Origin of the sequence: Barnesiella sp. An55, from assembly GCF_002161555.1 — a bacterium.
Classification (GTDB): domain Bacteria; phylum Bacteroidota; class Bacteroidia; order Bacteroidales; family Barnesiellaceae; genus Barnesiella; species Barnesiella merdipullorum.
This window is the reverse complement of the sequence record NZ_NFHZ01000001.1, coordinates 151661-176919: the sequence shown is the minus strand read 5'-3', so window position 1 is coordinate 176919 and position 25259 is coordinate 151661. Positions and strand designations below refer to the sequence as shown.

Annotated in this window: 20 protein-coding genes; 8 read left to right on the top strand and 12 right to left on the bottom strand. The window is 47.4% G+C overall.

Annotated elements, in window-relative coordinates; all coding sequences use genetic code 11:
• The first annotated feature begins 161 nt into the window (after positions 1 to 161).
• The 3 genes from B5G10_RS00735 to B5G10_RS00725 all read left to right on the top strand — a co-directional run bounded on the left by B5G10_RS00735 (position 162) and on the right by B5G10_RS00725 (position 2567).
• The gene (locus B5G10_RS00735; RefSeq protein WP_087422857.1) at positions 162 to 719 is read left to right on the top strand and encodes a helix-turn-helix transcriptional regulator; all 558 of its coding nucleotides are present in this window, start codon (positions 162 to 164) and stop codon (positions 717 to 719) included.
• A gap of 169 nt (positions 720 to 888) precedes the next feature.
• The gene (locus tag B5G10_RS00730; RefSeq protein ID WP_087422856.1) at positions 889 to 1668 is read left to right on the top strand and encodes a dihydroorotate dehydrogenase electron transfer subunit; all 780 of its coding nucleotides are present in this window, start codon (positions 889 to 891) and stop codon (positions 1666 to 1668) included.
• Positions 1656 to 2567, top strand: coding sequence for a dihydroorotate dehydrogenase (locus B5G10_RS00725; RefSeq protein ID WP_087422855.1), 912 nt, complete (start codon positions 1656 to 1658; stop codon positions 2565 to 2567). The genes B5G10_RS00730 and B5G10_RS00725 overlap by 13 nt, the downstream gene beginning before the upstream one ends.
• A gap of 156 nt (positions 2568 to 2723) precedes the next feature.
• Here B5G10_RS00725 and htpG read toward each other — a convergent pair whose 3' ends face one another.
• Entirely contained in the window at positions 2724 to 4778 is a 2055-nt protein-coding gene (gene htpG, locus B5G10_RS00720; RefSeq protein ID WP_087422854.1) for a molecular chaperone HtpG, read from the bottom strand.
• Positions 4779 to 4882: 104 nt separating this feature from the next.
• Positions 4883 to 7441: an ATP-dependent Clp protease ATP-binding subunit gene (locus B5G10_RS00715; protein ID WP_087422853.1), complete on the bottom strand. Its 2559-nt coding sequence runs from the start codon at positions 7439 to 7441 to the stop codon at positions 4883 to 4885.
• Between the two features lie 213 nt (positions 7442 to 7654).
• Here B5G10_RS00715 and gyrA point away from each other — a divergent pair, with 213 nt between their 5' ends.
• From gyrA to B5G10_RS00700, 3 genes are all read left to right on the top strand, one after another.
• On the top strand, positions 7655 to 10153 hold the full coding sequence (gene gyrA / locus B5G10_RS00710) for a DNA gyrase subunit A (protein WP_087422852.1): 2499 nt from the start codon (positions 7655 to 7657) through the stop codon (positions 10151 to 10153).
• A 127-nt stretch (positions 10154 to 10280) separates the two neighbouring features.
• A complete protein-coding gene (locus B5G10_RS00705) occupies positions 10281 to 11474 on the top strand; it encodes a tetratricopeptide repeat protein (RefSeq protein WP_158098751.1) in 1194 nt (397 codons plus the stop codon).
• Positions 11475 to 11910: 436 nt separating this feature from the next.
• A complete protein-coding gene (locus B5G10_RS00700; RefSeq protein WP_087422947.1) occupies positions 11911 to 13116 on the top strand; it encodes an RsmD family RNA methyltransferase in 1206 nt (401 codons plus the stop codon).
• On the opposite strand, the gene smpB is transcribed toward B5G10_RS00700, so the two are convergent.
• The gene (gene smpB, locus B5G10_RS00695; RefSeq protein ID WP_087422850.1) at positions 13106 to 13558 is read right to left on the bottom strand and encodes an SsrA-binding protein SmpB; all 453 of its coding nucleotides are present in this window, start codon (positions 13556 to 13558) and stop codon (positions 13106 to 13108) included. The two genes, B5G10_RS00700 and smpB, sit on opposite strands and share 11 nt — an antisense overlap.
• A gap of 17 nt (positions 13559 to 13575) precedes the next feature.
• Entirely contained in the window at positions 13576 to 14019 is a 444-nt protein-coding gene (locus B5G10_RS00690; RefSeq protein ID WP_087422849.1) for a hypothetical protein, read from the bottom strand.
• A 454-nt stretch (positions 14020 to 14473) separates the two neighbouring features.
• Between B5G10_RS00690 and B5G10_RS00685 the strand changes: the two genes are divergently transcribed.
• Both B5G10_RS00685 and B5G10_RS00680 read left to right on the top strand, forming a co-directional pair.
• On the top strand, positions 14474 to 15682 hold the full coding sequence (locus B5G10_RS00685) for a pyridoxal phosphate-dependent aminotransferase (protein WP_087422848.1): 1209 nt from the start codon (positions 14474 to 14476) through the stop codon (positions 15680 to 15682).
• Positions 15675 to 16922 (top strand): FtsX-like permease family protein, encoded by a 1248-nt coding sequence (locus B5G10_RS00680; protein ID WP_087422847.1) that lies wholly within the window; start codon positions 15675 to 15677, stop codon positions 16920 to 16922. The genes B5G10_RS00685 and B5G10_RS00680 overlap by 8 nt, the downstream gene beginning before the upstream one ends.
• 20 nt (positions 16923 to 16942) lie before the next feature.
• Here the strand turns inward: B5G10_RS00680 and nhaA are convergent, their stop codons facing one another.
• From nhaA to hisIE, 8 genes are all read right to left on the bottom strand, one after another.
• Positions 16943 to 18292, bottom strand: coding sequence for a Na+/H+ antiporter NhaA (gene nhaA, locus B5G10_RS00675; protein WP_087422846.1), 1350 nt, complete (start codon positions 18290 to 18292; stop codon positions 16943 to 16945).
• Positions 18293 to 18381: 89 nt separating this feature from the next.
• Positions 18382 to 20169 (bottom strand): translation elongation factor 4, encoded by a 1788-nt coding sequence (gene lepA / locus B5G10_RS00670; protein ID WP_087422845.1) that lies wholly within the window; start codon positions 20167 to 20169, stop codon positions 18382 to 18384.
• A 119-nt stretch (positions 20170 to 20288) separates the two neighbouring features.
• Positions 20289 to 20837, bottom strand: coding sequence for an NADH peroxidase (locus B5G10_RS00665; RefSeq protein ID WP_087422844.1), 549 nt, complete (start codon positions 20835 to 20837; stop codon positions 20289 to 20291).
• Between the two features lie 12 nt (positions 20838 to 20849).
• Positions 20850 to 21269 (bottom strand): transcriptional repressor, encoded by a 420-nt coding sequence (locus B5G10_RS00660; protein ID WP_087422843.1) that lies wholly within the window; start codon positions 21267 to 21269, stop codon positions 20850 to 20852.
• 89 nt (positions 21270 to 21358) lie between these two features.
• Positions 21359 to 22504, bottom strand: a complete 1146-nt coding sequence (gene lysA / locus B5G10_RS00655) for a diaminopimelate decarboxylase (protein ID WP_087422842.1) — start codon at positions 22502 to 22504, stop codon at positions 21359 to 21361.
• A 52-nt stretch (positions 22505 to 22556) separates the two neighbouring features.
• Positions 22557 to 23882, bottom strand: coding sequence for an aspartate kinase (locus B5G10_RS00650; protein WP_087422841.1), 1326 nt, complete (start codon positions 23880 to 23882; stop codon positions 22557 to 22559).
• A 92-nt stretch (positions 23883 to 23974) separates the two neighbouring features.
• Complete coding sequence (locus B5G10_RS00645; protein WP_087422840.1) at positions 23975 to 24646, bottom strand: ATP-binding cassette domain-containing protein; 672 nt, start codon at positions 24644 to 24646, stop codon at positions 23975 to 23977.
• A gap of 6 nt (positions 24647 to 24652) precedes the next feature.
• Positions 24653 to 25246, bottom strand: coding sequence for a bifunctional phosphoribosyl-AMP cyclohydrolase/phosphoribosyl-ATP diphosphatase HisIE (gene hisIE, locus B5G10_RS00640; RefSeq protein WP_087422946.1), 594 nt, complete (start codon positions 25244 to 25246; stop codon positions 24653 to 24655).
• Between the last annotated feature and the right edge of the window lie 13 nt (positions 25247 to 25259).

The following is a 25259-nucleotide window of genomic DNA, read 5'->3' as shown; positions in this document are numbered from 1 at the left end:
TATTTATCTGTTGTTACAATTGTACGATGATAGGTCTGTAATACTTCTCATCCTTTATATTACATTTGTAATATGTAAAACGTTACAATTGTTATTTTGAATTCTAAATTCTGTTTGTTACATTTGTAACAAAAATCATCTTATAAAATTTTTATTTTACTATGGGGGAAGATGAAACTACGGCTGTTGCCGGACGAATAAAACAGTTTATCGAATCTTTGGGTATAACCATTACCCAGTTTGCCGATAACACCGGGATACAACGTTCATCGATGTCGCAGATTCTGGGTGGTCGCAACCAAAAGATCAGCATCTCGACTATCGGTAAAATTCATGCCACGTACCCCGACCTCTCTATTTATTGGCTGTTATATGGAAGTGGCCCTATGCTTTCGGGTTCTGCAACCGGCTCGCCCGAAGAGCAAGACGAAGAGCCTCGCTTATCGATGGAAAATACCGACCCTTTCCTGTCGTTATTCGACAACGAGAGCCGCGTAAATGTGACCGAGGGTACGGCAGAGTCTAAATATGCGAAGGAAAATGAGTCAAATCGACGTTTCGATACAGTCGATAAACTTGGAAATGAACGGATAAACGCTCAAAACAGCTTTAATAATAACACACACTTGGCAGGCGAGAAAAACAAACGGGTGGTGAAAATCATGATTTTTTACTCCGACAATACCTTCGAGAGCTTTTCGCCCGACCATCTCGCCTGAAAGTTGGCATGATAAAAGATAGGGCCAATTGAAAACTCGGTTTTCACTTGTCTCTACACACACCTTTCACTACCTTTGCAAACGGTAATGCAAACCCGATTTCTCGCATGGTGCGGGAATAGCTGCTACGGCAGTTGGTAATTCTGGTTTTTGCAAGTAAAATAGATTTATGAAAAAATATGTCCTTGATTTTCGAATCACCGAGAATGTGAAGTTGCACGACAACTATGCACTCTTGAAGTTGACGCCAGCCGATGGCCAGCCGTTACCCGAGATGTTGCCGGGGCAGTTTGTCGAGGTACGGGTCGATCGTTCCCCCAGCACCTTCCTAAGGCGTCCTATATCGATCAATTTTGTCGATTATACCCAGAATGAGTTGTGGCTACTTATTCGGATAGCCGGCGAAGGTACCCGCACGTTATGCGGCATGCAGGCAGGTGAAATCTTGAATTTGGTTCTGCCGCTGGGCAGCACCTTTACACTTCCCGAGAATCCGACCGAAAAGCTTTTGCTTGTAGGTGGCGGTGTGGGCATAGCCCCCATGCTCTATTGGGGCAAATACCTGAAGGAAAAGGGCTATACGCCCCATTTCCTGTTGGGGTTCCGCAGTGATAAAGACTTGTTGCAGTACGACCAATTTTGTCAGTTGGGCGAGGTCTCCATCTCGACCGAAGATGGCTCGCGAGGTGAAAAAGGTTTTGTGACTCAACACTCGATACTCGAGCAGCACTTCGACCGGTTGTATGTGTGCGGCCCTAAACCCATGATGGTAGCCGTGGCCCGATATGCGCGTGAGCATGGACTCTTTTGCGAGGTATCGCTCGAGAATACGATGGCTTGTGGCGTAGGTGCCTGCCTCTGCTGTGTAGAAGACACGGTCGAGGGGCATGTGTGTGTATGTAAAGAAGGTCCTATCTTTAATATAGAGAAACTCAAATGGCAGATTTAAAAGTAAATATAGGGGCTTTGTCCCTGAAAAATCCGGTAATGACCGCCTCCGGTACATTCGGCTATGGTGAAGAGTTTGCCGATTTCATAGATCTTTCGCGTTTGGGTGGTGTGATTGTCAAGGGTACCACCCTGCATCATCGGGAGGGAAATCCCTATCCCCGTATGGCCGAGACGCCAGCCGGTATGTTGAATGCCGTGGGGCTTCAAAACAAAGGTGTCGATTATTTTATCGAGCATATCTATCCACGCATTAAAGACATCGATACGCATTTTCTCGTAAATGTGTCGGGAGCTTCGGTCGAGGATTATGTAGCCACAGCCGAGAAGATTGCTGCTTTGAATCGGATACCGGCCATCGAGTTGAATATCTCGTGCCCTAATGTAAAGGAAGGAGGTATGGCTTTCGGTACCTCGTGCAAGAGTGCTGCAGCTGTTGTACGGGCCGTGCGAGAGGCTTATCCCAAGACCTTGATTGTTAAACTGTCGCCCAATGTGACCGACATTACCGAGATTGCCCGGGCTGTCGAGGCCGAAGGAGCCGATGCCGTGTCGTTGATCAACACGCTACTGGGTATGGCTATCGATGCGCAACGGCGTCGTCCGGTACTCTCGACCGTTACCGGCGGGTTGTCAGGAGCGTGTGTCAAACCCATTGCATTGCGCATGGTTTGGCAAACCTATCATGCGGTAAAGATTCCTATTGTGGGACTGGGCGGTATCATGAACGCTACCGATGCCATTGAATTCCTGTTGGCTGGAGCTTCGGCTATCGAGGTGGGAACCGCCAACTTCATAGACCCTCAGATTTCGGAGAAAATCGTGAGTGGAATCGACGAATATCTCGATAAAAATCATATTTCGTCGGTGAAAGAGTTGATTGGTGGGCTTATTATTTAACCCTCTGAATATCAATAGAAATAAAAATAGCGAATATAGATTTATGTAATGTTCATAATCTATATTCGCTATTTAAGTATTGCTTTATATGTCGGGTGAGGGATTTATGTAAAGCGTTACTTTATATTTTTATCCCTCACCGGCATCAACAAGTCATTAAAGAATCTCGACCGACCGTTTGATGAAGTTGCTCAGAGCCTCACCCTTCAGCATATTGTTGGAGAGCAATGCCAAGTCAACGAGTTGGCGAACCAACGGATTCTTGTCGGCATAGGTTTTCAAGATGTCCGACTCTTTGGCACGCAATTCCTTGGCTTTCTCTTCGGCGTTCGTCAAAGCCTCTTTGTCGGCAACAGGAATCTCTTCATCCTTTTTGTCTTTCTTGGCTTCTTGCAGACGGGTAATTTCGGCATTGACCGTGTTCAATTCGTCGAGAACCGGAGTCAGTTGCTCCTTGCACGACTCTTCGGTATTGGCAATAATACGTTGAGTCAAGGGGTGATCGGTGTTGACTATGAGGTTATAGCTGTCGGGCAGTTCGCCATAGATAGCCATACCCGGTTGTATGGCGGCCATATCTTTCATACGGCGCATGAACTCGTTTTGGGTAATGACAATAGGTTGTGCCGTAACGCCTACCGGCTCGAACATAACCAGGAAGTCGCTCTTCTCGATTGTAGGAATCTGCGATTTGAATACGGTGGACATGATATCGCGTTGCTGTTCGTTGAGGGCAGCCGAAGCCTTTTTATCCTCCTTTTGGATGAGTCGGTCGATCAGGTCGCTATCCACACGAACGAAGCGGCATTTACCCAACTTCTGCTCCAGCATACCGATGAAGTGAGGATCGAGCTGGCCGTTCATCAACAACACATCATAGCCCTTTGCTGCAGCCGTTTCGATGTAGCTGTATTGAGCCTCTTTGTCGGTCGCATAAAGGTAGATAAGCTGACCGTCTTTGTCGGTCTGGTTTCCTTCGATCAGTTTCTTGTACTCGTCGAGTGTGTAATATTTCTCTTCGGTATCTTTCAGCAGAACGAATTTCTGAGCCCGTTCGTAGAACTTTTCATCCGAGAGCATGCCATACTCGATAAAGATCTTCAGGTCGTCCCATTTCTCCTCAAACTGTTTGCGGTCGTTGTTGAAAATCTCCTGCAAGCGCTCGGCTACCTTCTTGGTGATGTAACCCGAGATTTTCTTCACGTTCGAGTCGCTCTGCAGGTATGAACGCGAAACGTTCAACGGGATATCGGGCGAGTCGATGACACCTTGCAACAGCATCAAGAAGTCGGGCACGATGCCTTCAACCGAGTCGGTTACAAATACCTGGTTGCAGTACAACTGTATTTTGTAGCGGTTGATATCGATGTTGTTCTTGATTTTCGGGAAGTAAAGAATACCCGTCAACTTGAAGGGGTAATCGATATTCAGGTGTATCCAGAAGAGCGGTTCGTCAATACCAGGATAGAGGTCGGCATAGAATTTCTTGTAATCCTCGTCGGTGAGGTCGGTCGGTTTGCGAGTCCAGGCCGGCTCCATGTCGTTGATGATTTTATCCTTGTCGGTATCGACATATTTACCGTCTTTCCATTCTTGTTCCTTGCCAAATACGACAGGTACGGGCAAGAAGCGGCAGTATTTCTTCAACAGGGTTTCGATGCGTTGCTCCTCGAGGAACTCTTTGTTTTCGTCGTCGATATACAGAATGATATCGGTACCGCACTCGTTCTTTTCGATATCGGTCATCTCATAGGCAGGCGAGCCGTCGCAGCTCCACATGACAGCCTGTGCCCCATCCTTGTAGGAAAGAGTGCGAATCTCGACTTTTTTCGAGACCATGAAGGCCGAGTAGAAGCCCAATCCGAAGTGACCGATGATGGCATTGGCATCGTTTTTATATTTCTCCAGAAACTCCTCGGCGCCCGAGAAGGCAATCTGGTTGATATATTTGTCGATCTCCTCGGCAGTCATACCTATACCGTGATCCGAGATGGTCAGTGTGCCGGCCTTCTTGTCGATCGATACCGATACGTTCATAACACCCAGCTCACCCTTGAAGTCGCCAAAGGAGGCCAGCGTTTTCAGTTTTTGAGTGGCATCTACGGCATTCGAAACCAGCTCTCTCAGGAATATCTCGTGATCGCTATACAAAAACTTTTTGATAACGGGGAAGATGTTGTCGGTTGTAACCCCGATTGTACCTTTTTGCATGGTTATATGTTTTTTATTGTTCTTATTTTTCTACCCCAAAATTTTTTCAAAAAAAATGCCAGACTCGAAAAGTCTGACATTTTGACTTGTTATCTTATCCTTTGTCACGACTCTTTCTTGGAGTCGATGATCGAAGATACGATTTTGTGATTTTCCTGATCGAAATCGACCCGAATCGTATCGCCCTCCTGCACAGTGGCCCGGATAATCATCTCGGCCAGTTCGTCCTCCAGATACTTCTGTATGGCCCGTTTCAAGGGGCGGGCACCGAATTGTACATCGTAGCCCTTCTCGGCAATGAAATTCTTGGCCGCATCGGTTATCTCGAGGTGATAGCCCAATGTCTCTACCCGCTTGTAGAATCCGCTCAATTCCAGATCGATAATCTGGAAGATGGCTTTCTTGTCAAGTTGGTCAAACATGACGATATCGTCGATACGATTCAGGAATTCGGGCGAGAAAGCCCGGTTCAGTGCCTTTTGGATGACACCTCTCGAGTAATCTTTCTCCGATACGGTGTTGGTCGAGAATCCTACGCCTTGGCCGAAATCTTTCAACTGGCGCGTACCGATGTTGGAGGTCATGATAAGAATCGTATTCTTGAAATCGATCTTGCGGCCCAGGCTGTCAGTGAGACGCCCTTCGTCGAGCACCTGCAACAACAGATTAAATACATCGGGGTGAGCCTTCTCAATCTCGTCGAGCAGCACAACCGAATAGGGTTTGCGGCGCACCTTCTCGGTGAGTTGGCCACCCTCTTCATAACCCACATATCCCGGAGGGGCTCCTACGAGCCGCGACACGGTGAACTTCTCCATATATTCGCTCATGTCGATACGGATAAGGGCATCTTTCGAATCGAACAGATACTCGGCCAATTTCTTGGCCAGGTGAGTTTTACCTACGCCGGTAGGACCCAGAAACATGAAGGTACCGATGGGTTTGTCGGGGTCCTTCAATCCTACACGATTCCGCTGGATGGCCTTCACGATTTTATCGACCGCTTCGTCCTGACCGATAATTTCGCGTTTCAGTTCACCTGCCATGGCCAACAGTTTGTTCCCTTCGGCCTGGGCAATACGTTGCACGGGTACACCGGTCATCATGGCAACCACCTCGGCTACCTTCTCTGCATTGACAATCTCGCGATGTTGCTGCATCTGTTTTTCCCAATTGTCTTTGGCGGTCTCCAGGGAGTGCTGCAACTCTTTCTCCTTGTCTCTGAAGCTGGCTGCCAGCTCGTAGTTCTGTGACTTTACAGCATTTATCTTATCCTCACGGCAAGTCTCTATTTGCGCCTCAAGGCTCTCGATCTCTTTCGGTACGACGATATTCGACACGTGCACCCGGGCACCGGCTTCGTCCAAGGCGTCGATAGCCTTGTCGGGGAAATTCCGGTCGCTTATATAGCGGTCTGTCAATTTGACACAAGCCTCCAAAGCATCGTCGGTGTAGGTTACGTTATGGTGGTCTTCATAGCGTCCCTTGATGTTGTTGAGAATCTGCAACGTCTCTTCGGGAGTTGTAGGCTCGACCATAATTTTCTGGAACCGACGCTCCAAAGCGCCGTCTTTCTCAATATTCTTGCGATACTCGTCGAGAGTGGTGGCTCCGATACATTGTATCTCGCCACGCGAAAGAGCCGGCTTCAACATATTGGCGGCATCGAGCGAACCGGTAGCACCACCGGCTCCCACAATGGTATGTATCTCGTCGATAAACAAAATGATATTGGGGTTTTTCGAGAGCTCGTTCAAGATGGCCTTGATGCGCTCTTCGAACTGTCCGCGATACTTGGTGCCGGCTACAATCGATGCCATGTCGAGCGAGATGAGTCGTTTGTCAAACAACACTCTCGACACTTTGCGTTGCACGATACGCAGTGCAAGCCCTTCGACAATAGCCGATTTACCCACACCCGGTTCGCCAATGAGTACGGGGTTGTTTTTCTTCCGGCGACTCAATACCTGAGCCAACCGTTCGATCTCGTTGTTACGGCCTACAACCGGGTCGAGCCGACCCTCTTCGGCAGCTTTGGTCATATCGGTACCAAAGTTATCGAGCACAGGGGTGTCGTTGTTGCTTCGTTGGGCCGATGTACTGTTCCCGCCACCCTGTTGTTCGCGGCGATAGTTACGCTCGTCTTCCAACTCGTCTTCATCGTCATCGGTGAATCCAGCGCCCATGCTGGGCGGTGAGGGCCGCTGTTCGGTATCTTCGCGACGGGTAGCTTCCTTACCTTTTAAAAAGGCTGACACTTCGTCATACGTGATGTCGTTTGTATTGAGAATTTTTGCTGCCGGAGAGTCCGACTCCTTGAGAATGGCCAGTAGCAGATGCTCTGTATCGGTCTCCTGGCTCTTCATGAATCGAGCCTCGAGCATACTCATTTTCAATACTCTATCTGTACTTTTGCTGATAGTCAGCTCGCTTGATTGCTCCATGTGATTATTGGAAGCGGATAGTTCATTTTCCAGGGAACTCTTTATTGTGCGAAGAGAAGCTCCCAGCCCCACCAGTGCATCGACGGCACGATTGGACCCATCGCGTATAATCCCCAGCAACAGGTGCTCGGGCACGATGTTGGAATTTTGAAGGCGTTCGGCTTCCTCCCGGCTGTAACCGAGAATCTCCTTAACATGTTGTGAAAAGTCTCTTTCCATAAACAAATCTGTCTCCTTATATTGATTTAGCAAATATACCACCTTTGCGCCAAATAATGGCAGGCAAATATTATTTCTTGTATATAACAAATAACATGCCGAATTTTCCTGTTGGACGAAGATTATTTATTAGACGAGATAGGGCGTTTTTGTAAAAAATTGGTATCTTTGTACGCTAAAGATTCAATGTATAACCAATTTTATCACTACTAAATGATTGATCAGGATAGAATTCTAAAGATAGACATCAACCAAGAGATGCAATCGGCCTACATCGATTACTCCATGTCGGTGATTGTAGCTCGTGCCTTGCCCGATGTGCGCGACGGATTCAAACCGGTACACCGCCGGGTGTTGTTCGGAATGGACAAGCTGGGTAACACATCGGATAAACCATACAAGAAATCTGCGAGAATCGTCGGTGACGTTTTGGGTAAGTACCACCCGCACGGCGATTCGTCGGTATATTATGCACTGGTGCGTATGGCCCAGCCGTGGTCATTGCGCTATCCGCTGGTCGATGGCCAGGGAAACTTTGGTTCGGTCGATGGCGACAGTCCTGCTGCCATGCGTTATACCGAGGCCCGTCTTTCGCGCATTGCCGAGGAGATGTTACGGGATATCGAAAAAGACACGGTCGATTTCACCCCCAACTTCGATAATACGCTGGAAGAACCTACCGTATTGCCTACGCGTATTCCTCAACTGTTGGTAAACGGCGCATCGGGTATTGCCGTGGGTATGGCAACCAATATGCCGCCGCACAACCTGTCGGAGTGTATTGATGCTTCGGTGGCCTTGATTGACAATCGCGACCTCACCATCGAGGAGTTGATGCAATACATCAAAGCCCCCGATTTCCCCACAGGAGGTATCATTTATGGCTTTGCCGGCGTAAAAGATGCGTTTGAGACCGGTCGTGGCCGTATTGTGATTCGGGCCAAAGCCGAAATCGAAGTGGACAGCTCGAACGGTCGTGAATCGATTATCGTATCGGAAATTCCTTACGCTGTCAATAAATCGGAGTTGATTAAGAAAATCGCCGATTTGGTCGAGGAAAAGCGCTTGGAGGGTATCTCGAATATCAACGACGAGTCCGACCGTGCCGGCATGCGCATCGTTATCGAGGTGAAGAAAGACGCCAATGCAAGTGTCATCCTGAACAAGTTGTTCAAAATGACCGATTTGCAGTCGTCATTCAGCGTCAACAACATTGCCTTGGTAAACGGCCGTCCTCAAACTTTGAACTTGAAGCAGTTACTCGAAGCCTTTATCGATCACCGTCACGAAGTGGTGATTCGCCGCACCCGGTTCGATTTGGCAAAAGCCGAGGAACGCGCCCATATACTCGAGGGACTTATCATTGCATCGGACCACATCGACGAGGTAATCAAAATCGTGAGAGCTTCTCAAACACGCGACGAAGCACGCTCTCGTTTGATGGAGCGTTTCTCGCTCAGCGAAAAGCAGGCACAAGCCATCGTCGATATGCGCATCGGTCAGTTGACTGGTCTTGACCAGGATAAACTGAGAAACGAATATGCCGATATCGAGAAAATGATTGCCTATTATCATCAAATTCTGTCCGACGATGCGGTCTGCATGAAAGTGATGAAAGACGAACTTCTCGAAATCAAGGAAAAATACGGCGACGAGCGCAAGACCGAAATCGTCTATGCATCCGAGGAATTCAACGCCGAGGATTTCTATGCCGACGATGAGATGATTATCACCATCTCGCACATGGGATATATCAAACGTACGCCGCTCTCCGACTTCCGCGCTCAGAATCGTGGTGGGGTGGGAGCCAAAGGCAGCAACACTCGCGAGGAAGACTTCATCGAATATATCTACCCGGCCTCGATGCACAACTATATGCTCTTCTTTACCCAGAAGGGTAAGTGCTACTGGCTCAAGGTATATGAAATACCCGAGGGCTCCAAGAGCTCCAAAGGCCGCGCCATCCAGAATATGCTTAATATCGACTCCGACGATAAGGTAAATGCCTTTATTCGGGTGAAGAGATTACAAGACCCCGAATACAACATGTCGCACAATCTGCTCTTCTGCACGCGCAAGGGTATCATCAAGAAGACGAAACTCGAGGCCTATTCACGTCCTCGTCAAAATGGAGTAAATGCCATTACCATCCGCGAAGACGACCAGGTAATACAAGTACGACTCACAACAGGTGACAGTCAGATAATCATTGCCAATCGTCATGGCCGTGCCATTCGATTCCACGAAAGCGCTGTGCGCGAAATGGGACGTAATGCCACGGGTGTGAAAGGTATGACTCTCGACAATGAGGACGATGCCGTAGTAGGAATGATTTGTGTAAACGATCCCGAGAAAGAGACCATCATGGTCGTTTCGGAACAAGGTTATGGTAAACGTTCGCACATCGAAGATTACCGCATAACCAACCGGGGTGGAAAGGGTGTAAAAACCTTGAACATTACCGAAAAGACAGGTTATTTGGTAGCTATAAAATGTGTAACCGACGAAAACGATTTGGTGATTATCAACAAGTCGGGCATCACCCTGCGGATGAAAGTATCCGATGTGCGGGTAATGGGTCGTGCTACGCAAGGCGTGCGGCTGATCAATCTCGAGAAACGAAACGACGAGATAGCCTCGGTTTGCAAGGTCCTTTCGGAGAGTGTCGATGAAAATCTGCAAGACGACAACGTTACAGAAGTCACAGAGTAAGAAATTATTAATTCCTTAAAATAAACACGCAATGAAAAAAACAACATTAACCGCAGTACTACTGCTTTCGGTCATTTGCGCATTTGGTCAAAAGAAAGCCGTGAATAGGGCTTTTAGTGAAGCTAAAATGGAAAATCCCAATTTCCAGGAAGCTCGTACTACCATTCAGGGTGCATTTACCGACCCCGAGACAAAAGACGATGCTAAGACTTGGTATGTAGCAGGTTTCATCGAGAATACCTTCTTCGAGAAAGACAATGTACAGAAAGCTCTTGGTATGACCTTGAAAGATGGAGATGGTCCCATGTACGACGCTTTGATAAAGAGTTACGAATACTTCTTGAAATCCATCGCCCTTGATACGCTGCCCAACGAGAAAGGAAAAGTAAAACCCAAATATGTGAAAGACATTCGCAAAACCTTGAAGCAAAATATCGATGGTTATGCCAATGCCGGTGTATATTATTTCAATCAAAAAGACTACAAGAAAGCCTACGACGTTTGGGGCATCTATTTGGATATTCCTAAACTCTCGATCATGAAAGGTGAGAAAGAAGGGCTCCCTGCCGATTCGACATTGGCTATTTTGGAGTACAACAGAGCTTTGGCAGCTTTGCAAACGCAAGACAATGCCTTGGCAATTAGTGCATTGAACGATGCGAAGGGTAACGGATACAACCAAAACGACATCTACAAATACCTCGTTTATGAATATGAGCAAACTCAAGATACCGTTAACTTGATCAAGACTCTCCAAGAAGGTGAGAAACTCTTCAAGAACGAGATGATCGAGGTAAGAGACGAATCGGGTAATCCTGTGATGGATGAGAATGGTCAACCCAAAATGCAGAAGGAGAACACCTATACGCTCAAGTTAATCAACCTTTATATCTATGGTGGCAAATATGACGAAGCTATTGCCACTCTCGAATCGGTATTGGCCGAGGAGCCCGATAAAGCCGAATATTGGAACGTGAAAGGTAACTTGTATGAGTCGCAAAAGAAATACGACCAATCGATCGAGTGCTTCGAAAAAGCTATCTCAATCGATCCCAACTATGCCGACGCACTCGGTAACCTGGGTCGTATCTACTTTAACATGGCCGTACAGAAGAACAACGAAATCAGTTCTATTACCGATAATGTGAAATATAATGAAGCCCGCGAGAAAGAGGTAATTCCTCTGTTCGAAAAGTCTTGCCCGTATTACGAAAAAGCATACGAGTTGAAGCCCGATGAGCCGGATTACAAATATGCCTTGCGTAACATCTACTACAACTTGAACTATGCCGATAAGCTGAAAGCTATCGAAGGTCAATAATTTCTCTGGGGCTATAAGATACAAATATAAGATACAAAAGAGCAGCCATCTCCATGCGGGGTGGCTGCTCTTGTATTTACTCAATTCATTAAAACAGAAATCGGAAACAACATAATCGGGATACTGTGAAGGAATAGGATTCCCCAGGGCTCTCATATCCACTGGCGAAGACGCCGCCTCAGAACAGGCGTCTTATGACAAGAGTCCCAGAAGAAAAAGTCAAGAACAGAATTTCCCCCGATCTTTTATTTATCATAATATAAATTATAGGACAAATATAAATAGGAGTTTGTTTTCAAAAATGAGGACTGTCTGTGATATTCCTCCACCTCAATTGTCATAATGCGACTTCTGAATAATATAATTCATCCATAGATTCACCTGGCTCATGATATCCAGCACAGCTAATCCTAAATTTAATCACTATCTTTGCTGCATGAAATACCAACGATCACTACAAGAATTCATGACCCAGTATTCCGATGCCGATGTCAACCGGCTGCGGTTAATGAATATACAGGCCGATTTTGATGTGCCGTGGGCCATTTTGCAAATCGAGGCTCGCAGGAAGATTCGACACAAACTGCCGGCATGGGCTTCTCGCATGGAGTTGGTCTTTCCTTCAATTTTATCGACCGAACAGTGTTCGTCGGAACAAACGGCGCGATATAAACAACAACTTGCTAAAGCGGGTGATTTGGCCGACTTGACCGGAGGGCTGGGTATAGATACCTATTACTTCGCACAGAAGGCCTCACAGGTCGTTTATGTAGAACGTATGGCCGAGTATTGTCAGGCGGCTCGTTCCAATTTCAAATCGCTTGACGTCAATAATATTACGGTTGTTGAGGACGATTGTACCCATTTCCTTCAGACTTGCGAACGCTGTTTCGATACGGTCTATATCGATCCGGCTCGCAGGGGTGCCGGGAATAAACGTCTGTTTGCGCTCGACGAGTGTGAGCCCAATGTGGTGGCCCTTATGCCCACTCTGTCCCAACATGCTCATCGCATTGTCGTAAAAGTCTCGCCTATGGCCGATATTTCGGCCTTGTTGACGCTTCTGCCCGAGATTCAGGAGGTACATGTGGTATCGGTGAGAAACGAGTGTAAAGAGTTGCTTTTGGTAATCGATAACGATACTCCAGTCGGTGAAAAGGGGGTAACGATTTTTTGTGTCGATATAGATGCCGCGAGTAATACCTCTACCTTTTCTTTCAAGATTGACGATGAGAAGCTACTCCCCCACTCTACCTACGGCAAAGAGGTTGAACAGTATCTCTACGAGCCCAATGCCTCTATCCTAAAAGCTGGGGCTTTTAAATCGGTTGCGGTCAAGTATGGGGTAGCTAAACTGCAAATAAACAGCCACTTATACACATCGAATGAGTATTTACCCGACTTCCCGGGACGGAAGTTCGAGATTGTTGAGGTTATTGACTTTAATTCCAAGTCTTTAAAATCAGTCGGGAAACAATATCCTTTTGTCAATCTATCAACTCGCAACTTTCCCCTCTCGGTGGCCGAGTTGCAAAAACGGTTGAAGTGTAAGGATGGTGGCGATTTTTATCTCTTTGCAACTACCCTTGCCGAGAATCGCAAAGTTCTAATTGTCGCTCGCAAGGCCTCGATCAATGTTTGAACATACGGTCCATCTGCCGTTTGTCTTCCCGCTCCTTGATAGAGTCGCGCTTGTCATACTCTTTCTTACCCTTGGCAATGGCGATAGTTACTTTGGCCAAGCCTTTGTCGTTGATAAATACGCGTGTGGGAATGATAGAAAATCCCGACTCTTTGGCGGCACGTTCGATTTTGGTAATCTCTTTACGGTTGAGCAGGAGCTTGCGGTCGCGACGCGACGAGTGGTTATTGTATGACCCATAGAAATACTCGGCGATATACATGTTTTTAATCCATATCTCGCCATTGTTGACGTAGCAGAATGAGTCGTTCAATCCTGCTTTGCCCAAGCGTATCGACTTAATTTCGGTACCCGACAATACGATACCGGCATTGAACGTATCGAGCAGTTCGTAGTCGAAGGTTGCTCGTTTGTTGCGTATATTGATTTGTGGTAATTTCATCGTTTGCTCTTATTTAGTTAGATGACTCCCGGCATAAAAAAGTACAGCAGTTTCTGGATGGCCATCGGGATAATCAAAAACAATATCGTCGTAGCCACTACATATAAAATACTTTTCTGATCGGGCACCTCCATATACTTTTGACTGTTCCAGATTACATAAGCCAACAAAAGCGGCAAGAAATCGATAATGGCGGGCACGTTGAAAAAGAATCGAACAATCAGGATACAGATATCGAACAGGATATACAATCCCAAGTTATAGCCGACAAATCGTTTGATGCGCGATTCGGGTTGTACAACCTCCAGAATATGAGTCGAGAACGCCTTCATGACATAGACCAATGCATAGAAGCCGCCAAAGAACTTCACAAACTCAATAATAGAGAGTTGCAAAGCCCTCGACAGAGAGATGTCGCTGAAGAAATAGCCCAGGAAACAGATAACGGTCGCAACCCCCATGAGTGGATAGAGGAATTGGTTGAGAAATATTTGTGTCGCACACGGCGCCTTATCTGTTTTTTGCCACGTCTTCGCTGGGGAGATCAGAAGCAAAAAGAGATGCTTCAACTCATTCATAGAACTTGCCATATTATCAATTCATATGCAAAGATAGCGAAAGGTGAGTGCAGAAAGTCAAGTTTACTTGAGCTTTTTGCCAAACCTCCTCCTATTTTCGCAGTATGCAAAGATACAAAAAGGTGATAGTAGATACAAACGGAAAAGACCATTTCCCATCCACACTTTGCCAAGACTACACCTTGTCAATCCTATTCAAGGAGATATATATTTGTTCTATTTAACCTCTCGATATACACATTCTCGCTCTTTTATGGTCGGATAGAAAAGTAAAATTTCTATCTTTGCATTTCAAAAAGTTTCAGTTTAGTCTATTTTATACATTAAAGCGAAAAATATGCCAACTATTTCCCATCGAGGTGAAATTATGCCGGCCTCACCCATACGTAAACTTGTCCCTCTGGCCAACAAGGCGAAAGAAAGAGGCATTAAAGTTTACCACTTGAATATCGGTCAACCCGACCTCCCTACCCCTCAAATTGGATTGGATGCTCTCAAGCATATCGACCGCCGTACACTCGAGTACAGCCCCAGCGAGGGAATAAAGAGCTTACGAGAGAAACTGGTGCAATACTATGCCAAATTCAATATTCACGTAACCCCCGACGATATCATTATCACCACGGGTGGCTCTGAGGCCGTGCTGTTTTCATTCATGGCTTGTCTCGATCCGGGCGACGAGATTATTGTCCCCGAGCCCGCCTATGCCAACTATATGGCCTTTGCCATCTCGGCCGGTGCCGTTATCAAGACTTTGCCCTCCTCGATCGAAGAGGGTTTCGCCCTGCCCTCGATCGAAAAGTTCGAAGCACTTATCACCCCCAAGACCAAAGCGATACTTATTTGTAACCCCAATAACCCCACGGGGTATCTCTATACACAGAAAGAGATGAACCAGATACGCGATTTGGTGAAGAAGTACGATCTGTTCCTCTTCTCCGACGAGGTTTACCGCGAGTTCTGTTACACCGGTGCGCCCTACATCTCGGCTTTCCATCTCAAAGGTATCGAGGAGCAAGTCGTACTCATCGACTCGGTATCCAAGCGGTACAGCGAGTGCGGTATCCGCATAGGTGCCTTGATTACCCGTCATAAAGAGCTGAAAAAAAATGTAATGAAATTCTGCCAAGCTCGACTCAGTCCCCCGCTTATTGGCCAGATTATAGCCGAAGCCTCGATTGATGCCCCCGAGAGCTATATGCTGGCCACCTACAACGAATATGTAGAGCGGCGTAAATTCCTGATCGATGGGTTGAACCGTATTCCGGGCTGCTACTCCCCCATCCCCATGGGTGCATTTTACACGGTAGCCAAACTGCCGGTCGATGATGCTGACAAGTTTTGCGAGTGGTGTCTTTCTGAATTTGAATACGAAGGACAAACCGTATTCATGGCTCCCGCCTCGGGCTTTTATACAACCCCCGGGTTGGGCAAAAACGAAGTGCGCATGGCCTACGTTCTGGAAAAAGACGAACTGGCTAAAGCATTGAACGTATTGAAAAAGGCTCTGGAGGCCTATCCCGGTCGTGCAGCCGTCAATGAATAACTGGAAACTATATATTGCCAATCGCATCCATTTCGATAAGGGTAGTCGAAAGAAGGCGACGCCGCCGGCCATACGGGTAGCCGTGGCCGGGGTAGCCTTGGGCTTGGCAGTCATGATTCTCTCGGTAGCCATTGTTATTGGCTTCAAGCAAGAGATTCGCGACAAGGTGGTGGGATTCGGTTCCCACATCCAGATTACCTCGTTCGACAGTAATATGACCTACGAGAAGCAACCCATCCAATGCACCGACAGCTTGCGCTCCGTATTGATGGCACACGCGGGTGTCGAGAAGGTCAATCCCGTGGGGACAAAGTTGGGAATGATCAAGACCGACAGCGACTTTATGGGAGTCGTTTTGAAAGGAGTCATGCCCGATTACGACTGGTCGTTTTTCAAAAAATATCTTGTCGCCGGGAGTCTGCCGGTTATACAAGACTCGACGACCTCCAACGAAGTGCTTGTTTCCAAAACCATCGCCAGCAAACTGAATTTGCAGGTAGGCGATAAAATCTATTGCTATTTTGTGCAAGACCAGGTGCGGGCTCGTCGCTTCCTGGTATCGGGTATCTATCAGACCGATTTCTCGGATTATGACAAACTCTTGATGATTGGCGATGTGCGCCAGGTACAGCGGCTCAACGGATGGAATCCCGACCAGTATAGCGAGATAGAGCTATTGGTCAACGATTTCGATCGGGCTGACGATATTGCTTACGATCTCTATACTCAGTTGATCGACCGACCCGACGATTATGGCACGCACTATTATCCGCAATCAATCCGCACGTTGAACCCTATCTTTTTCGGCTGGCTCGATTTGCTCGATATGAACGTGTGGATTATCCTTATTCTTATGGCAGCCGTGTCGGGCTTTACCATGATATCGGGTCTGTTGATTATCATCCTCGAGCGGGCCAACATGATAGGTATTCTCAAGGCATTGGGAGCAAACAATACCTCTATACGCAAGATATTCCTCTATGTATCGACATTCCTCGTGGGGAAAGGCATGATATGGGGCAATGTGATTGGCCTGGCTATATGTTTCATCCAGCAACAGTTCCACATTATCAAGCTCAACCCCGAAGCCTACTATGTGCCCTATGTACCTATCGAAATCAATCCGTGGTACATTCTATGGCTGAATCTTGGTTGCATGGCCATCTCGGTGTTGATGCTGATTGCCCCCTCCTATTTGGTAGCCCTCATTCGTCCGGCCAAATCGATTAAGTTTGAATAAATTCGACAATGCTGTCGCCATCAATCCTCCTCTTCGGCCTGTCGGGGTAAAGAGAGATTCAGCAAGACATAGCCCAAAATACCTGCGGCCAATGACCCAGCAACAATACCCAGTTTCGCCCGTTCCAGCAGAATGGCGCCCTCGGGACCCATATCGCCAAACGAGAGATTGGCAATGAAAAGCGACACGGTGAATCCGATGCCACCCAATACCGATACGGCCGCCAGCGATTTCCAGGTAGCGTGTGTGGGCATAGGCACAATCTTCAGTTTGATAACCAGCCACGACGAAAGGAATATGCCCAGGAACTTACCCACCAGCAGGCCTACAAAGATAGCCAAACTAATACCCGAGAAGAGCGAGGATAGCTCAAGGCCCGAGAGTACGATGCCGGCATTGGCAAAGGCAAACAGTGGGATAATGAGGTAGTTGATTACCGGGTGCAGCGTATCCTCCAAGTCTTGTAACGGACTGATAACCTTGTCCGAAGCCGACTCGATACTCTTCAAGCAGTTGATTTGCTCTTTCGAGAGCATAATCGAGCGGTCGTTGTCATCAAACTGCTCTTGCGGGAAATTGGCAATCTCCTTGCGTATGGTACAGATGAAGTGTGAAGTCGCCAACACCGGTTTGGCAGGGATACAGAAGGCGACCAGTACTCCGGCAATCGTAGGATGGATACCCGAGTTCAAAAACAGGAACCACACCACACCGCCTAAAAGAAAGTAAAACAGTTTACTGTTGATGCCGGCCCGTCCGCCAATCCACAAAATCAAGAGTATCCCGGCGGCATAAAACAGATACGAAACTTCGATATGGGTCGAATAGAAGAAGGCAATGACCAAAATGCCTCCTATATCATCGACAACCGCCAGTGTCGTGAGGAATATCTTCAGTGCGATAGGGACTCGTTTCCCCAGCATGGCCAAGACTCCCAGAGAAAAAGCTATATCGGTAGCCATGGGGATGGCGCTGCCTCGCAAGAAGTCGCTTCCACGCCCTACATACATAAAGAGGAGCACCGGTACTACCATCCCGCCAATGGCTGCGACCACCGGCAGCAGAGCCTGTTTCAGCGAAGTGAGCTCCCCTACCAGGACTTCGCGTTTAATTTCGAGACCTATGGTAAAGAAGAAGATGGCCATCAGGGCATCGTTGATAAAAGCCATCACAGTCATAGGCTCTCCCCCATGGCTGAACAGGTTGAAACTTCCCAATTGCAGGGATATGGGTTGTGCCCACCACGAAAAATAGATATCGGCGAGCGGTGAGTTGGCAATAATAAAAGCCAAAAGCGTAGCTACGATCAACACATTACCGCCACTGGCGTAATTCTTGATCGATTTCTTTATGGCATACAAGCTGTCCATATACGTGGTTTTTGTAGTTTAAACAAAAAAATCTCGTTACAGTTTTTCTGCCTCGGAATCAAAAAAGATAGCGTGTGGTGTTGTCTCGGTCAGTCGAGTTTCAAAACCGCCAGGAAAGCCTTTTGCGGGACTTCGACAGAACCGATCTGTTTCATCCGTTTCTTTCCTTTTTTCTGTTTCTCCAACAGTTTTCGTTTACGGCTTATATCGCCGCCATAACACTTGGCCGTCACATCTTTGCGCACCGGCTTGATAGTCTCGCGGGCAATAATCTTGGCCCCTATCGCAGCTTGGATGGCAATTTCGAATTGCTGGCGCGGAATAAGTTCTTTCAACTTTTCACACATACGCCGGCCAAACGTAACGGCATTATCGACGTGTGTCAAGGTCGATAGCGCATCGACCGACTCGCCGTTGAGCAGGATATCGAGTTTCACCAGTTTCGACTCTCTGAAGTCGTGAATGTGATAATCAAACGAAGCATATCCTTTCGATATACTCTTCAGCTTGTCATAGAAATCGATCACGATTTCGCCCAACGGCATATCATAGATAATCTCCACCCGGTTGCCCGAGATGTACTCCTGTTTCACCAGTTCGCCCCGTTTGCCCAGGCAGAGGGTCATGATAGGGCCTATATAGTCGGTAGCCGTGATGACCGATGCCCGTATGTAAGGCTCCTCGATGTGGTCGATCAAAGTCGGGTCGGGTAACCCCGACGGGTTGTGCACTTCGATCATGCCACCCTTTTTGTCATATACCTTGTACGATACGTTGGGCACGGTCGTGATTACGTCCATGTTGAACTCCCGGTCGAGTCGCTCCTGCACGATTTCCATGTGGAGCAACCCCAGGAATCCGCATCTGAACCCGAAGCCCAGCGCTGCCGACGACTCGGGTTGGAAAGTGAGTGATGCATCGTTCAACTGCAGTTTCTCGAGCGACGAACGCAAGTTCTCAAAATCTTCGGTCTCAATGGGATATACACCGGCGAAGACCATGGGCTTCACCTCTTCAAAACCATCAATAGCCTCTTTACAGGGACGATCGATATGAGTAATCGTATCGCCCACTTTCACCTCGCGCGAGGTCTTTATTCCCGAGATAATGTAGCCTACATCGCCGGCCAAAAGCTCATTGCGGGGTACCATATCGAGTTTGAGTACCCCTATCTCATCGGCCTCATACTCCTTGCCGGTAGCGACAAATTTCACCTTGTCGCCAGTGCGGATACGGCCGTTGCAAATTTTGAAATAGGCAATAATTCCGCGAAACGAGTTGAATACCGAGTCAAAGATAAGGCATTGCAGCGGGGCATCGACATCGCCTTTCGGCGGCTCCACACGCTCGATAATTGCAGCCAGGATCTCTTCGACACCCTGGCCTGTCTTGCCGCTGGCCCGGATTATCTCTTCCCGTTTACACCCCAACAGCTCTACGATTTGATCTTCCACCTCGTCGGGACGGGCGCTGTCCAAATCAACCTTGTTCACCACCGGTATTATCTCCAGGTCGTGCTCGATAGCCATGTAGAGGTTCGAAATCGTCTGCGCCTGTATCCCCTGTGAAGCATCGACAATGAGCAGTGCTCCTTCACAAGCGGCGATAGAGCGCGAAACTTCATAGGAAAAATCGACGTGCCCCGGGGTATCAATCAAGTTCAATATATATTTCTCTCCTTGATAAACATACTCCATCTGTATGGCGTGGCTCTTAATGGTAATACCCCGTTCCCGCTCCAAGTCCATGTTATCGAGAACCTGGTCTTGCAAATCTTTTTCGGCAATGGTCTTGGTATATTCCAACAAGCGGTCGGCCAAGGTACTTTTACCATGGTCTATATGGGCGATAATACAGAAATTGCGTATATTCTTCATTGAGATAATATCTAATATATGGGTACAAAGATAGGGATTTTTATAATACGGGACAATACAAAAGAAGAGGGTACCCCCACTTGGGACTACCCTCTTTCAATAAACTAATGGCAATTGTATTATTTCTTGAAATAGCGGTTGTACAGACCTTCGAAGCCTTTGCCGTGACGAGCCTCGTCTTTAGCCATTTCGTGAACCGTGTCGTGGATAGCATCGTAACCCAGTTCCTTAGCACGTTTGGCAATACGCATCTTGTCGGCGCAAGCACCGCTCTCGGCTTCCATACGAGCTTTTACGTTCTTTTCGGTATTCCAAACTACTTCACCCAGCAATTCGGCAAATTTCGAAGCGTGTTCAGCCTCTTCAAAAGCGTAACGTTTGAAAGCTTCGGCAATTTCGGGATAGCCTTCACGATCGGCCTGACGGCTCATGGCCAAATACATACCAACTTCGGTACATTCGCCGGCGAAGTGAGCTTTGAGACCGTCCATAACTTCGGCATCTTCTACGACACCGTCGCCAATGTGGTGTTCTGTTACAAAGTCGAGTTTATCCGATTCTACCAGTTCTTTGAATTTCGAACGGGGTTGGTGGCATTGGGGGCAAAATTCAGGAGCTTCTTCACCTTCGTACACGTAACCGCATACAGTACAAATAAATTTTTTCATGATTGGTTATTTTTAGTTGTTAGTGTTGCTTTTCTTTTTCCTACATGACGGACACACCCCTTTGCAATACAACTGGATGTCTGAGACTTCAAAGTCTTTGAGTGCATCCATCGGGAATGGCGGCAGGTCAAAGTCGTAAATCTCGTCACATTCATTGCACTTGAAGTGCAAGTGAGGTGTTTCCCGAGCATCGAAACGGGCATTCTTCTCGTCGATTGTAATCATTTGGATGACTCCTTGCTCGGTCAACAGATTCAGCGTATTGTACACGGTCGCCTTCGACAATGTGGGGATCGACGGATACAAGGCATTGAATATGGTGTCGGCAGTCGGGTGCGTATGGTGCGTCATCAAGTAATCGAGGACGGCCATGCGTTGTACCGAGGGTTTTATGTTATACCGACGTAATCTGTTTTGAGCCGATTCTTTCATCTTTCTTTATTTGTAATGATTACAATTTTGTAATCGCAAAAATAATATATTTCTTGATACGAATACAAAAATTATTGTTAATAAATATTTTATTCTATCAAACAACCGGGCAAAGGCCTGCAATTGTATTGCGAAGCCATGATTTCGCCATAGGCTCCAGCCGATCGAATGGCAATTAAGTCGCCGCGCCCCGTGGCATTGAGCATGACGTTTTTCCCGAAGCAATCCGACGATTCGCAAATAGGGCCCACTACATCGTAGGGCTGCATACTCATCTCGGAAGTAATGTTCTCGATATGGTGATGAGCCTGGTACAAGGCCGGACGAATGAGATCGGTCATGCCGGCATCGACAATGACAAACTGCTTTTTGAGCGATTTTTTCACATACAGCACCCGGGTAATGAGCGAACCGCATTGGCATACGACGGCGCGACCCAATTCGCAATGCAACTGTTGTCCTCCCCGCAAGTCGAGGGTGTCGCGGAATACATTGAAGTAGCTCTCGAAATCGGGTATGGAATTCTTGTCGGGATCGTCATAATCGACACCCAAGCCACCCCCTACGTTGATATGCTTCACCTGTATGTGTCGTTTTGCCAAATCGTCCTGCAAGCGATTAATGCGCTCACACAATACTCTGAAGGCCTCCATGTTCAAGATTTGAGAGCCAATGTGGAAATGGAATCCCACAAGTTGCACATGCGTATAGCCCTGCATCTGTTCGAGCACCCCGTCGAGCATTTCGATAGGAATACCAAACTTGTTTTCGCTGAGGCCAGTCGTAATGTACTCGTGTGTATGTGCGTCAATGTTGGGATTGAGGCGCAAGGCTACCGAAGCTACGGTCTCTTTCTTTCGGGCCAGCTCTTCGATAACGGCCAGTTCCTCGGCCGACTCTACATTGAAACAGAATATCTTGTTCTCGAGAGCATACTCTATTTCCCAATCGGCCTTCCCCACCCCGGCAAATACGATTTTCTGGGCCGGGAATCCAGCCTCCAGAGCCGCGCGTATCTCGCCACCGCTCACGCAGTCGGCTCCTAAACCCGAGGCTGCAATGATTTTCAAAATCTCGGGATTGGCATTGGCCTTGATGGCATAGTGTACTACAAAGTTGCGTTCTTCGGCCAAACGGGTAAGTATCGACAGAGTATTATTCAGCAACGTCTTATCATAATAATAAAACGGAGTTTTTACTTGATTGAAATGTGTAATAGGGAACATGTTTCGCATAAAAAATTAAGTGTCATGCAGAACGAGTTCTACATGACACAGATATATTCATTTACTTGTTTTCAAAAAGATATTGGCTTAGAGCGCGCAACGCTTTCACCTTGTCTTGGCGACGAACCAGGAACGAAATGTTGTAGTTGCTACCTCCATAAGAGATCATCCGCACCGGGATATCTTTCATGGCTTGGACAGCTTCCGATTCGAACCCTACGTGGTTCCACTCCAAGTCGCCGACCACACAGATGATAACCATATCTTCATCGACCGTCACGGTCCCGAATTTGCGCAAGTCGTCGAGAATTTCTTGCAGATGCTTGGTATTGTCGATGGTCAGCGACACACCTACCTCCGAAGTGGTGACCATGTCTATCGAGGTCTGGTAACTCTCGAATATTTCGAAAACCTTCCGCAAGAATCCGTAGGCCAACAGCATGCGGCCCGATTTTATCTTGATGGCCGTAATGTTTTCTTTGGCTGCAATAGCCTTGATCTCTCCATTGGAGGTTTCGTGGCTGTTGTATATCAATGTGCCGGGAGCATCGGGTTGCATCGTATTGAGCAACCGCACCGGTATATTGTTCAACTTGGCCGGAAGCACACATGTGGGGTGCAGAATCTTGGCTCCGAAGTAGGCCAACTCGGCAGCCTCTTCGAACTGCAGGTAACGTACCGGCTTCGTATTTTCGACAAAGCGGGGGTCGTTGTTGTGCATACCGTCTATATCGGTCCATATCTGTATCTCTTCGGCATCGATAGCGGCTCCAATCAATGAGGCCGAGTAGTCGCTGCCACCACGTTGCAGATTGTCAATCTCTCCGTATGCATTACGGCAGATATAACCTTGGGTGATATAGATTTCGGCATCGGGATTCTCGCTCAACAGTGCCGTGAGTTTGTTTTTGATAAACTGGTTGTCGGGCTCAGAGTTCTTGTCGGTGCGCATATAGTCGAGGGCCGGGATGATAACCGATTTTACCCCCTGCTCCAACAGATAGTTATGCATCATGGCCGTTGACATCAACTCGCCTTGAGCCAAAATAACCTTTTCTTCAAACAGGGTGAACAGGTCTTTGGTAAACGAGCGTATATGATCGAAACAGCCCTTCACGACATCGAGAGCCTTTTGCTTGTATTCGTCGGTACTGTACAGCTCATCGATAACTCTGATGTACTTTCGTTCAAGATTTCCAATCGTTTCCCGGGCTCCGTCGGTATTCTTCTTATAAAGATAATCCGATATCTCAACCAGGGTATTTGTTGTGCCGGCCATAGCCGACAATACTACGATTTTTTGATTCCCGTCACAAATTAATTTGGCAACATCTTTCATGCATTGGGCGCTACCAACAGAAGTTCCACCAAATTTGAGTACTTTCATTTCTATTCTACTTGTTTTTTAATGTAATATTTATACTTATCGCTTTGCAAAAATAGGCTTTTTCTGCCGGATTATCAACTATTCGGGGCAAATTAAACTTCCACGAGACTCTTGTCTTCGCATTTCAAGATGCGCCCGGGGAATTCCTCTACCAGATTCAGGTTATGGGTAGTCATGATAACGGCTGTACCGGTCTCGCAAATGCGGTGGAGTAATGATACGATTTGTTGTCCGGTTTGGGGATCGAGGTTACCGGTAGGTTCATCGGCCAGGATAATCTGGGGCGAGTTCAACAGAGCCCGGGCAATGACAATACGCTGCTGCTCACCACCCGACAATTCGTGGGGCATCTTGTACGACTTCTTTCGCATGCCCACCTGGTCGAGCACTTCGGCTACCCGAGCATCAATCTCTTCTTTGTCTTTCCAGCCTGTAGCCTTCAATACAAAGGCCAGGTTTTCATAGACCGAGCGGTCAGTAAGTAACTGAAAATCTTGAAAAACGATTCCCAACTTCCGACGCAACAAAGGTATCTCTTTGTTGCGGATGTGGCACACGTCGAAATCGAGGACCGTAGCCTCGCCTTCGCTGATGGGCAAATCGGCATACATGGTTTTCAGCAAGGAGCTTTTACCACTCCCCACGCGACCGATGAAATAGACGAACTCACCGCTGTACAGTTCGAAATTCACATGATCGAGTATGGTCAACTCTTCCCGGCAAATTTGCACATCGGTATATTTGACAAGCAACTTCTTTTCCATAATGTTTTATTTATGCCTCTTTTTTAATTCACGAGCTAAATCTTCTATGCGATAACCTTTCGAGGTGAGCAATACAATGAGGTGATACAACAAATCCGATGCCTCGTAGATGAGTCGGTCGTCGCTCCCGTTGGTAGCCTCGATAACCGTCTCGACAGCCTCCTCGCCCACCTTTTGAGCCATACGATTGATGCCCGAGTTGAAGAGCAAAGTGGTATAGGAACCTTCGGGCATCTCGGTCTTGCGCCGTTCGATAAAGTCTTGCAGATAGGTGATGAAGGCCATATCGTTGCTGTTGGTCTCGCCAAAGCAGGTATCGGCACCCGTGTGGCACACCGGCCCACAAGGAGTCGCCTTAACCAGCAATGTATCATTGTCGCAATCTTTTTGCACTGATTTCACCAGCAGGAAGTGCCCACTCTCCTCCCCCTTGGTCCACAAGCGACCTTTTGTACGGCTGAAAAAAGTGACACGCCCCGTTTCGAGGGTTTTACGCAAGGCCTCTTCGTTCATGAAACCAAGCATGAGGACCTTTTGGGTCACGTCGTCTTGAATGATGGCAGGCACCAGCCCTCCCATCTTATCGAAATCCAATTGCATCGTCTCTTCGTTC

Bases quoted from the DNA above. Each gene is read 5' to 3' on its own strand.
- B5G10_RS00735 (WP_087422857.1), top strand. From the start codon at position 162: ATGGGGGAAGATGAAACTACGGCTGTTGCCGGACGAATAAAACAGTTT.
- B5G10_RS00730 (WP_087422856.1), top strand. From the start codon at position 889: ATGAAAAAATATGTCCTTGATTTTCGAATCACCGAGAATGTGAAGTTG.
- B5G10_RS00725 (WP_087422855.1), top strand. From the start codon at position 1,656: ATGGCAGATTTAAAAGTAAATATAGGGGCTTTGTCCCTGAAAAATCCG.
- htpG (WP_087422854.1), bottom strand. From the start codon at position 4,778: ATGCAAAAAGGTACAATCGGGGTTACAACCGACAACATCTTCCCCGTT.
- B5G10_RS00715 (WP_087422853.1), bottom strand. From the start codon at position 7,441: ATGGAAAGAGACTTTTCACAACATGTTAAGGAGATTCTCGGTTACAGC.
- gyrA (WP_087422852.1), top strand. From the start codon at position 7,655: ATGATTGATCAGGATAGAATTCTAAAGATAGACATCAACCAAGAGATG.
- B5G10_RS00705 (WP_158098751.1), top strand. From the start codon at position 10,281: ATGGAAAATCCCAATTTCCAGGAAGCTCGTACTACCATTCAGGGTGCA.
- B5G10_RS00700 (WP_087422947.1), top strand. From the start codon at position 11,911: ATGAAATACCAACGATCACTACAAGAATTCATGACCCAGTATTCCGAT.
- smpB (WP_087422850.1), bottom strand. From the start codon at position 13,558: ATGAAATTACCACAAATCAATATACGCAACAAACGAGCAACCTTCGAC.
- B5G10_RS00690 (WP_087422849.1), bottom strand. From the start codon at position 14,019: ATGGGGGTTGCGACCGTTATCTGTTTCCTGGGCTATTTCTTCAGCGAC.
- B5G10_RS00685 (WP_087422848.1), top strand. From the start codon at position 14,474: ATGCCAACTATTTCCCATCGAGGTGAAATTATGCCGGCCTCACCCATA.
- B5G10_RS00680 (WP_087422847.1), top strand. From the start codon at position 15,675: ATGAATAACTGGAAACTATATATTGCCAATCGCATCCATTTCGATAAG.
- nhaA (WP_087422846.1), bottom strand. From the start codon at position 18,292: ATGGACAGCTTGTATGCCATAAAGAAATCGATCAAGAATTACGCCAGT.
- lepA (WP_087422845.1), bottom strand. From the start codon at position 20,169: ATGAAGAATATACGCAATTTCTGTATTATCGCCCATATAGACCATGGT.
- B5G10_RS00665 (WP_087422844.1), bottom strand. From the start codon at position 20,837: ATGAAAAAATTTATTTGTACTGTATGCGGTTACGTGTACGAAGGTGAA.
- B5G10_RS00660 (WP_087422843.1), bottom strand. From the start codon at position 21,269: ATGAAAGAATCGGCTCAAAACAGATTACGTCGGTATAACATAAAACCC.
- lysA (WP_087422842.1), bottom strand. From the start codon at position 22,504: ATGCGAAACATGTTCCCTATTACACATTTCAATCAAGTAAAAACTCCG.
- B5G10_RS00650 (WP_087422841.1), bottom strand. From the start codon at position 23,882: ATGAAAGTACTCAAATTTGGTGGAACTTCTGTTGGTAGCGCCCAATGC.
- B5G10_RS00645 (WP_087422840.1), bottom strand. From the start codon at position 24,646: ATGGAAAAGAAGTTGCTTGTCAAATATACCGATGTGCAAATTTGCCGG.
- hisIE (WP_087422946.1), bottom strand. From the start codon at position 25,246: ATGCAATTGGATTTCGATAAGATGGGAGGGCTGGTGCCTGCCATCATT.